Genomic DNA, 885 nt, shown 5'->3' with positions numbered 1-885 from the left:
CACCGAGACGCTCGACCGGGTCATGGGTGAGATCGTCGCGTCGCGTTCGCTGCTCGCCGCGCTGGACCGGGACGTCCCGCCGCCGGACGACTGGCACGGGGAGCGGCGTGTCGTCATGGCCGCACTCGGCGGGTGGCTGCGCGGGCTCGGCGGGGCGGTCGGGGCGGGCCGTACGCCCCCGCCCGGGCCGGCCGCGGAGCTGGACCGCTTCGTGCGCGCCTGTGAGCAGGTGCGACGGGAGCGGGTCGAGTCCCGGCACGACATCATCGGGGCCGCGCTCGTGCTCCAGGTTCGCCGGAGCGTCGAACGGATCGCCGACGCGGTCGAGGACGCGGCCGGGATCGCGGTGCGTGGCCTGAAGGCCGGTTTCGATTTGCCGTTCCCCGGAGGGCGGCCGTGGCACGTCCAGGTCACGACCGGCTCGCCCGGCCTCCGCCACGCCGCGCGGGTCGGCGTGGCGATCGTCGTCGCGATGGCGCTCCAGAGCGGCCTTCGCCAGCCGTACGGCTACTGGCTGCCGATCACGGTCATGTTCTGTCTGCGCGACTCCTACGGCGGCACCGTCGAGCGGGTCGTCAAGCGGGTCGGCGGGGCGACCGTCGGCGCGACGGGCGCCGCCGTGGCCCTGGCGATCGCGCCGGGCGAGGCGACCCTCATGGTCCTCGTCTTCGCCGGTGCGGCGATCGGCTTCGCGCTCCAGCCGGTCAACCACGCGTGGTGGATCACGTTCGCCACGCCGCTGACGATGCTGCTCATCGACTTCACCCGCCCGTTGACGTGGCAGGCGGCCGGCTGGCGCATCGCCCTCACCCTGGCCGGGGCGGTGCTCGCGCTGGCGGCCGCGCGTGCGCTCTGGCCGACCGGGGCGCTGCGGACGGTGCCCGA

Annotated in this window: 1 protein-coding gene; it reads left to right on the top strand. The window is 75.4% G+C overall.

Annotated features, from left to right (window positions below; translation table 11 throughout):
* Positions 1-885: FUSC family protein (locus tag ACFFNX_RS51430; RefSeq protein WP_378213817.1), on the top strand; the 885-nt coding region annotated here is incomplete at both ends.

This window comes from Actinoallomurus acaciae, assembly GCF_042429965.1.
GTDB lineage: Bacteria > Actinomycetota > Actinomycetes > Streptosporangiales > Streptosporangiaceae > Actinoallomurus > Actinoallomurus acaciae.
The sequence above is the reverse complement of the archived record's forward strand: the minus strand, read 5'-3'. Positions and strand labels throughout refer to the sequence as shown.